The sequence below is a fragment of the Myxacorys sp. genome (genome assembly GCF_059501405.1).
Genome location: NZ_JCACCM010000177.1, coordinates 1 through 7,385, shown reverse-complemented (window position 1 = coordinate 7,385; position 7,385 = coordinate 1). Strand labels below are relative to the sequence as shown.

Sequence of the window (7,385 nt, the reverse complement as noted above, 5' to 3'; positions counted from 1 at the left end):
TGTGTCGATGCCGCCTTCAGGCATTGTCCTAACGTACTCGCGTAGCGCTATATCAATGGAGGTATGACATGCGATTTCACCACATGAATTATCAACGAATTGGCTACGTCGGTTACAAGCTCTACAGCTTGGGCTGGCGGAGTGGATTGCATAACGGTTTACCGTTGGGTCAACATCGGTTACTGAGTCTGTTTTTCCATTACCGCCGAGGGTTTGCAGAGGGTTCTGAGTGGGTCAGAGACGGTCGCCTCGAAAGAAATTTACGTTGAATCCGCTGCCACTGCGATTACGCCTCAACCAATTGGTTTTCCTGCCGCAAATAGGACTCAATGAAAGCATCTAATTCTCCATTCATCACATCCTGAACCGCCGTTGTTTCAACATTCGTCCGCAGATCCTTCACCATCTGGTAAGGATGGAACACATAGTTGCGAATCTGTGTGCCCCAGGCCGCTTCTACCATGTCGCCCCGGATATCAGAAATCTCCTTAGCCCGTTGTTCTTGGGCAATCACAAGCAGCCTTGACTTCAAAAGCGCCAGGGCTTTCTCCTTGTTTTGAAGCTGCGATCGCTCCTCAGTACAGCGCACTGCTAACCCAGTCGGCTTGTGGACAATCCGCACCGCCGTTTCAACTTTGTTGACGTTCTGCCCACCTTTTCCGCCTGCCCGTGTTGTCGTAATTTCTAAGTCCTTATCTGGAATATTGAGCTGCACCGAAGTATCAATCATCGGCATGACTTCAACCCCTGCAAAACTCGTTTGCCGCTTGTCGTTGGCATTAAAGGGTGAAATCCGCACCAGACGATGAGTTCCTTTTTCGGACTTGAGATAGCCGTAAGCATAGCGCCCTTCAATTTCTAGCGTGGCTGACTTGATGCCTGCCTCGTCTCCTTCTGATAGCTCCATCAGGTGGACTTTGTAGCGGTGCGCTTCACCCCAACGGGTATACATCCTCATCAGCATCTCTGCCCAATCTTGCGCGTCCGTTCCCCCTGCCCCGGCATTAATGGTGAGAACGGCCCCTTTCGCATCGTAGGGGCCTGACAACATTTGCTGGAGTTCCCACTGGTCGAGTTCGCGCTTAAGTTGAGTGGTTTTTGCCTCAGCTTCTTCAAGCAGCGATTGATCCAGTTCTAAATCAAGTAGTTCTAGCGTAGCTTCAGCGTCCGCCAAGTACGCTTTCCATTGGTCAAACTGCTGAAGATGAGATTTGTAATCGTTTAATTCTTGTAGCGATCGCTGGGCTTGGGTTTGATCATCCCAAAAATCGGGTTGCGACGCGATCTGCTCCAAGTCTTGAATTTTGGCAGTCAGAGCAGGAACGTCAAAGATAGTCCTGGGTTTTACCCAGGCGCGAAGATAACAAGTCTACGTCACGTTTCAGGTCTACAGTATCCATACGGTTTTGAGATTCTCTCAGACAGTATTGATAATTTTAGTAGAAACTCGAACGATTGGCTTCGCTAAACTTCCGCCGCTGCACTAGCCGCACATGACTCGCCGCATCTGCCGCAAATTTGTCGGCAAATCTAGCTGAATTGCCTGCTCGATCAATACTCTGGGAACAGGAATCACCGGTGTTGCTTGTACCAAGTAGGTCAAGACCGTTCCCCCGTTATAGCTTTTGATCTGAAGGTCTGCCGAGAAATCGCTAAAGCTGCCTGATTCGAGCGAAAACTGAATGCGTTGATACTGCGTTTCTAACACTTTGAGGTAAATATCGACTTGAGCCGTAAAAAACAAAAACGCTTTACTTGCTGCTTGATGCAGCCGTTTTAGAGAGCCAGCTTTAACCACCTGAATCACTTCACTGCGGGTGATGTCGGGAAAGTACTGTGTCCAGCGAGGGTAATCAGTTAGCTGATGCCAAACCTGCGATGCCTCAAGGGGAAGGTACATTTGAGCCGTCACCGCGCCGCCCCAAGCCGAATAGGGATGAGTTTTGAGCAGAATTTCCCCACCTAGCAGCATCGGATTAATACTTGTCGGATCAATGCTTGAAATCGCGATCGCGGTTCCCTCAGCATTATGCCCTGTGATAGCTATTCCACGATTTGTCACCTGATTCATAGACTCTACTCCTCAACGGTTCATCAAACTTGACATGAACTTACCGTTAACCATAGCAACAAACTTGTTGTAAAACAGTTAAAGCTGAATCAGGTCTGCGTGAAGATTTCGCGAAATCGATTGATTCAAAGTTATCAGAACTAGATTTGGGGAGTGGAGTAAAGCAGTCGTGTAGCATGAAGTATCGGAAGCACTATTGAGGACTAACCGTGCGCCAACCTTCAAGCTCTAGAGAAGTTGTATTTATTGGAGTATTAGCTCTAACCGCGATCGCATGGCTCTTACGCGGCATTGGGCTGCTCACGTTTCTACCTGGATTTGTACTGGGAATTTTGATATCGCTGTCGATCGCGCTAATTATCGTGAATGGCTTGATTGAAACAAGATGAAGTAGCAAAGACTACAACTCAAATTCATTCTCAACGCGTTCATTCTGCTAATTGCACTAATTGCAATTGAATAATGTCCTTGCTTCTATCTCTATCTATTCGCTCTTATGTTAGAGGAAGAACGAGAGAACGATTTCGTTTGAAACTCCTTTGGATACTACAAAACCTTTCTCTGGAGAGATTGGAGCGCAAGGCTTACACAGGATAATAATCTTACCGTATTCGATTTTTGTATTACTAACTTTAACGCTATGACATCTATTTCTTTACCGACTCGCGGACAAGTGGAGCGCTCTCTTTCGCAAAAAGTTTTAGCGCTTTACCGCTCTAGCCTGGGGCATCAACCTAGCAAGGTGCAGTGTCACATTTCAGACGGAAAAATTATGATTATTCTAGAAGATTCTATTACAAAACCGGAGCAGGTTTTGGTAGAACAGGGGCAACAAGATCTGGCCGAGAAAGTTCATGACGATCTAGATAAAGCGATCTGCCCTGAATTGAAAGCACTGATTGAAGAGATTGTCGGAGTGCAAGTGATTGATGTGCTAACTGATGCCAAATTTGATACTGGGCGCACGGGCACGATCGCGGTATTAGAAGACGCTCCCCAATTCCGAGATTCTCAAAGTCAGCGCCGCCCTAAAGATTCTGAGGACACATTAAATGACGCTGAATAATTTTCTCTAGATCAGTCAAATCATAAGGTTTACTGAGATAGTCATTGCAGCCCGCCTCTAGAATGCGATTGCGATCTTCTTTTCGAGCCGATGCTGTCAGCGCTACAATGGGAAGATCGGCTGTCTTTTGACATTCTCGGATGCGTCGTGCCACTTCCATGCCATCCATGTCAGGCAAAACGATATCGAGCAACAGCAGGTCTGGGGTTTTACCGTCAATCATTGCTAACGCAGATTTGCCATCGGTTGCGGTCATCAATGAGCAATCGATCGTATCCTGCAACTGATATTGCAGTAGAAATAAATTATCTTCGTTGTCGTCAACAGCAAGAATTAACGGTCTCCGAGACGGAATACACATAGCATTTGGGGACAGGGTTTTAAGGGAGATAGGTCAGACCTTCATCTGTAAACAAGCAATGCTCAAGGTTTAGGGTTAGCAAGACTTAGAAAGACATAGTATATTCAAGCGTCAGAAGTGAGCTAGAAAAGTTTGCCCAATCTCGCAGGTTATCTATTTCCTCTAGTTGCCAGATTTGCACGTCTTGCTGGATCCGCGCATTCTGTAAAGATCTCTAGAGTCTGTAAAGAATTATAACAAGTTAGTGAAGAAGCTTATACAATTGCACCAAGTTTCTAATCTATTTTCAATCTACCATAAGTTTTGAACGCTGCCGGACAAAGCAGAAAGTTTTAAGTTTTTAGCAACGTTTAACAAGAAGGCTTTGAAAGAGGTACTTATGGTACTCAATTTATGAAATACAAACTAAGGTAATAGCACCAGTAGAGTATATCTTGAAATACTAAATGTGACATTTCTGCTAGATTTACGGCACATTTCATGAAATCCAACCGACAATAAGGGCAGAAAGGCAATTCTGAGGTAAAAGAAATGCTGAGTACCCTTAAGTTATGGAGAGCGGGACATGGGAATCGCTACAGTTAATCCCAGCACCGGAGCAACGATACAAGCCTTTGATCCACTAACTGACGCTGAGCTAGACGCTAAAGTGGCACTAGCTCACAGCCGATTTTTAGATTATCGCTGGACACCGATACATCAGCGATCGCAGTGGCTCCACCAGGCGGCAACCCAATTAGAGAACGACAAACAGCACTATGCTGAACTGATGACGCTAGAGATGGGCAAACCGATCAAAGCGGCGATCGGGGAAGTTGAAAAATGTGCTTCGGTCTGTCGTTACTACGCCGATCACGCGCCCAAGTTTCTCGCAGACGTTCCGGCTCAGACCGATGCCTCGACCAGTTTTATCCGCTATCAGCCCCTGGGGGTCATTCTCGCGGTGATGCCGTGGAATTTTCCCTTTTGGCAGGTTTTTCGATTTGCGGCTCCTGCACTGATGGCAGGTAATGTCGGCGTGCTTAAACATGCCTCGAACGTGCCGCAGTGCGCTCTTGCGATCGAAGACATTTTTACCAAAGCGGGCTTCCCAACCGGAGCCTTCCAAACTCTATTAATCGGAGCCGATAGGATCGCCGGGTTGATGAGCGACGATCGGATCAAAGCTGCCACCTTAACTGGCAGTGAACCTGCTGGGGCAAGCTTAGCGGCAGCGGCAGGTAAGCAGATTAAAAGAGTTGTTTTAGAACTGGGAGGCAGCGATCCGTTCATCGTCATGCCGAGTGCGGATTTGGAGGCGGCGGTTGCAACGGCAGTCACGGCACGCATGATCAACAGTGGACAGTCCTGCATTGCGGCAAAGCGGTTTATTATTGCCGACGCGATCGCAGATGAATTCACTCACAAACTAATCGAACGCTACAAAGCTCTCAAGATCGGCGATCCAATGCATCCCGATACAGATATTGGCCCGTTAGCCACGCCTGACATTCTTCAGGACTTGGACCAGCAGGTCAAGACCTCGATCGACCAAGGCGCAACCTTATTGATCGGCGGAGAACCGATGCGCGGCTCTCCAACGCTCAGCGAAGCGAATCGGTCTGGAAATTTTTACCCGCCCACCGTTCTATCTGACATTCCCAAGGGAAGCCTAGCAGAGTACGACGAATTCTTTGGTCCGGTCGCGCTTCTATTTCGAGTTCCTGACATTTCAGCCGCCATTGCTCGCGCCAACGACTCTCCCTTTGGACTTGGCTCTAGTGCTTGGACACAGGACGATGAAGAGCGCGATCGCTTCATAGGCGAACTTGAATCCGGATCGGTCTTTATCAACGGTATGGTCAAGTCTGACCCGCGTTTGCCATTTGGCGGCATCAAACGTTCTGGCTTTGGACGCGAACTTGGAAAAGAAGGTTTGTATGAATTTGTCAATGTTAAAACAGTGTGGGTGAAATAGTAGGGATGAAGGATGAGAGATGAGGCATGAAAAGAAGAGTTCGCATTCTTTCATCCCTTATCCCTCAGTCTTCATCCTCCAATTAGGAGGATGAAATAAATGAGCGAAATGAATACGGCTGAACTATTAGTGCGCTGTCTCGAAGCAGAAGGCGTAGAGTATGTGTTTGGGTTGCCTGGGGAAGAAAACTTGCATGTCCTGGAGGCGCTAAAGGCATCTTCAATTCAGTTTATTACGACTCGCCATGAACAAGGAGCCGCGTTTATGGCAGACGTGTATGGGCGTTTGACCGGACGAGCCGGCGTCTGCCTCTCGACATTAGGACCTGGCGCAACCAATTTGATGACCGGCGTTGCTGATGCCAATCTCGATCGCGCTCCCTTGGTCGCAATTACGGGGCAAGTTGGAACCGATCGGATGCACATTGAATCGCACCAGTATCTTGATCTCGTGGCGATGTTTGCGCCCGTCACGAAATGGACGACCCAGATTGTGCGTCCCAGCAATACGGCAGAAATTGTGCGAAAAGCATTTAAAATCGCTCAAAGTGAAAATCCGGGAGCTGTTCACATTGATGTGCCTGAAAACATCGCGGCGATGCCCGTTCAGGGAAAACCGCTATTGGTAGACGATAGTGAAAAAACCTATGCTTCGTTTCACAGTATTGAAAAAGCCGCGATCGCAATCAATGACGCCAAAAATCCATTAATCCTCGTTGGAAATGGAGCGATTCGCTCTCACGCGAGTGAAATGCTGACGAAATTTGCGACGCGATTAAACATTCCTGTTGCCAACACCTTTATGGGTAAAGGCGTGATTCCCTATCCGCATCCTCTAGCGTTGTGGGCAGTGGGATTACAGCAGCGTGATTATATTAGCTGCGGATTTGATCAAGCCGATCTGGTGATTGCGATCGGGTATGACTTGATTGAATACTCGCCTAAGAAATGGAATCCTCGTGGCAATGTGCCCGTTGTTCATATCAGTGTTGCTCCGGCTGAAGTCGATAGCAGCTACATGCCGATTGCCGAAGTCGTCGGTGATATTTCTGATGCGTTGCAAGAAATTTTATATCGCTGCGATCGTGACGGCAAACCCGATCCTCAGGCGTTAAACCTGAGAGCTGACATCCGTGCCGACTATGCTCAACATGCGAAAGACGATGCTTTTCCGATTAAGCCACAAAAGATCGTTTACGATCTGCGGCAAGTGATGGGAGCCGATGATATCGTAATTTCAGATGTGGGCGCTCATAAAATGTGGATGGCGCGGCACTATCACTGCCACCGTCCCAATACCTGCATTATTTCTAACGGCTTTGCGGCGATGGGAATTGCAATTCCGGGTGCGATCGCGGCAAAGTTGGTTCATCCAACTCGCAAAGTTGTCGCAGTTACCGGAGATGGCGGGTTTATGATGAACTGCCAAGAACTCGAAACGGCGCTCCGGATCGGAACTCCGTTTGTCACGATTATTTTTAATGATGGTGGCTACGGCTTGATCGAGTGGAAGCAACAAAACCAGTTTGGGCATTCCAACTTTATTAAATTTACCAATCCTGATTTTGTTCGCTTTGCTGAAAGCATGGGACTCAAGGGCTATCGAGTCGAGTCTTGCGCCGATCTCATTCCAATTTTGAGAGAAGCTCTAGAGCAGGATGTGCCTGCCGTGATTGATTGCCCAGTGGATTACCGGGAGAACTTGAAGTTTACCCAGCGATCGGGAGAAGTAACCTGCCCGATCTAACAGACCGGGGTGTGGGGAGTAGAATAACGATGCTTTCCCCATACTCCTCATAGTCTCAGTTCCCAATCTAGACCTCTTGGAAGAACCCTATAGCGATCACATCTGAGGTCGCAGGGCATCGCGTCAGATCAATAGACTTAATCGGCAATAGCTTAATCTAGAAGACATATAGTTATTCTCGCTC

General features: G+C 47.8%; 8 protein-coding genes. 5 read left to right on the top strand and 3 right to left on the bottom strand.

What is annotated here, in order from left to right:
* Positions 1–68 precede the first annotated feature (68 nt).
* Entirely contained in the window at positions 69–269 is a 201-nt protein-coding gene (locus AC5I6P_RS25275) for a hypothetical protein (RefSeq protein WP_495696540.1), read from the top strand.
* A gap of 17 nt (positions 270–286) precedes the next feature.
* On the opposite strand, the gene prfB is transcribed toward AC5I6P_RS25275, so the two are convergent.
* Together prfB and AC5I6P_RS25265 are read right to left on the bottom strand one after the other, a co-directional pair.
* Positions 287–1,400, bottom strand: a protein-coding gene (prfB, locus tag AC5I6P_RS25270; protein ID WP_495696539.1) for a peptide chain release factor 2 whose coding sequence is annotated in 2 segments (ribosomal slippage) — positions 287–1,327 and positions 1,329–1,400 — 1,113 coding nt in all. Because the reading frame shifts where the segments join, the coding sequence is not laid out codon by codon here.
* An 83-nt stretch (positions 1,401–1,483) separates the two neighbouring features.
* Complete coding sequence (locus AC5I6P_RS25265) at positions 1,484–2,071, bottom strand: SRPBCC family protein (RefSeq protein WP_495696538.1); 588 nt, start codon at positions 2,069–2,071, stop codon at positions 1,484–1,486.
* A 209-nt stretch (positions 2,072–2,280) separates the two neighbouring features.
* Here AC5I6P_RS25265 and AC5I6P_RS25260 point away from each other — a divergent pair, with 209 nt between their 5' ends.
* Entirely contained in the window at positions 2,281–2,460 is a 180-nt protein-coding gene (locus AC5I6P_RS25260; RefSeq protein WP_495696537.1) for a hypothetical protein, read from the top strand.
* 251 nt (positions 2,461–2,711) lie between these two features.
* Positions 2,712–3,137 carry a Na-translocating system protein MpsC family protein gene (locus AC5I6P_RS25255; RefSeq protein ID WP_495696536.1) on the top strand — a complete coding sequence of 142 codons (426 nt, stop codon included), beginning with the start codon at positions 2,712–2,714 and terminating at the stop codon, positions 3,135–3,137.
* Here the strand turns inward: AC5I6P_RS25255 and AC5I6P_RS25250 are convergent.
* On the bottom strand, positions 3,100–3,498 hold the full coding sequence (locus AC5I6P_RS25250; protein ID WP_495696535.1) for a response regulator: 399 nt from the start codon (positions 3,496–3,498) through the stop codon (positions 3,100–3,102). The two genes, AC5I6P_RS25255 and AC5I6P_RS25250, sit on opposite strands and share 38 nt — an antisense overlap.
* 565 nt (positions 3,499–4,063) lie before the next feature.
* Between AC5I6P_RS25250 and AC5I6P_RS25245 the strand changes: the two genes are divergently transcribed.
* A complete protein-coding gene (locus AC5I6P_RS25245) occupies positions 4,064–5,455 on the top strand; it encodes an NAD-dependent succinate-semialdehyde dehydrogenase (protein ID WP_495696534.1) in 1,392 nt (463 codons plus the stop codon).
* A 99-nt stretch (positions 5,456–5,554) separates the two neighbouring features.
* Entirely contained in the window at positions 5,555–7,201 is a 1,647-nt protein-coding gene (locus tag AC5I6P_RS25240; protein ID WP_495696533.1) for an acetolactate synthase large subunit, read from the top strand.
* Positions 7,202–7,385: the final 184 nt, after the last annotated feature.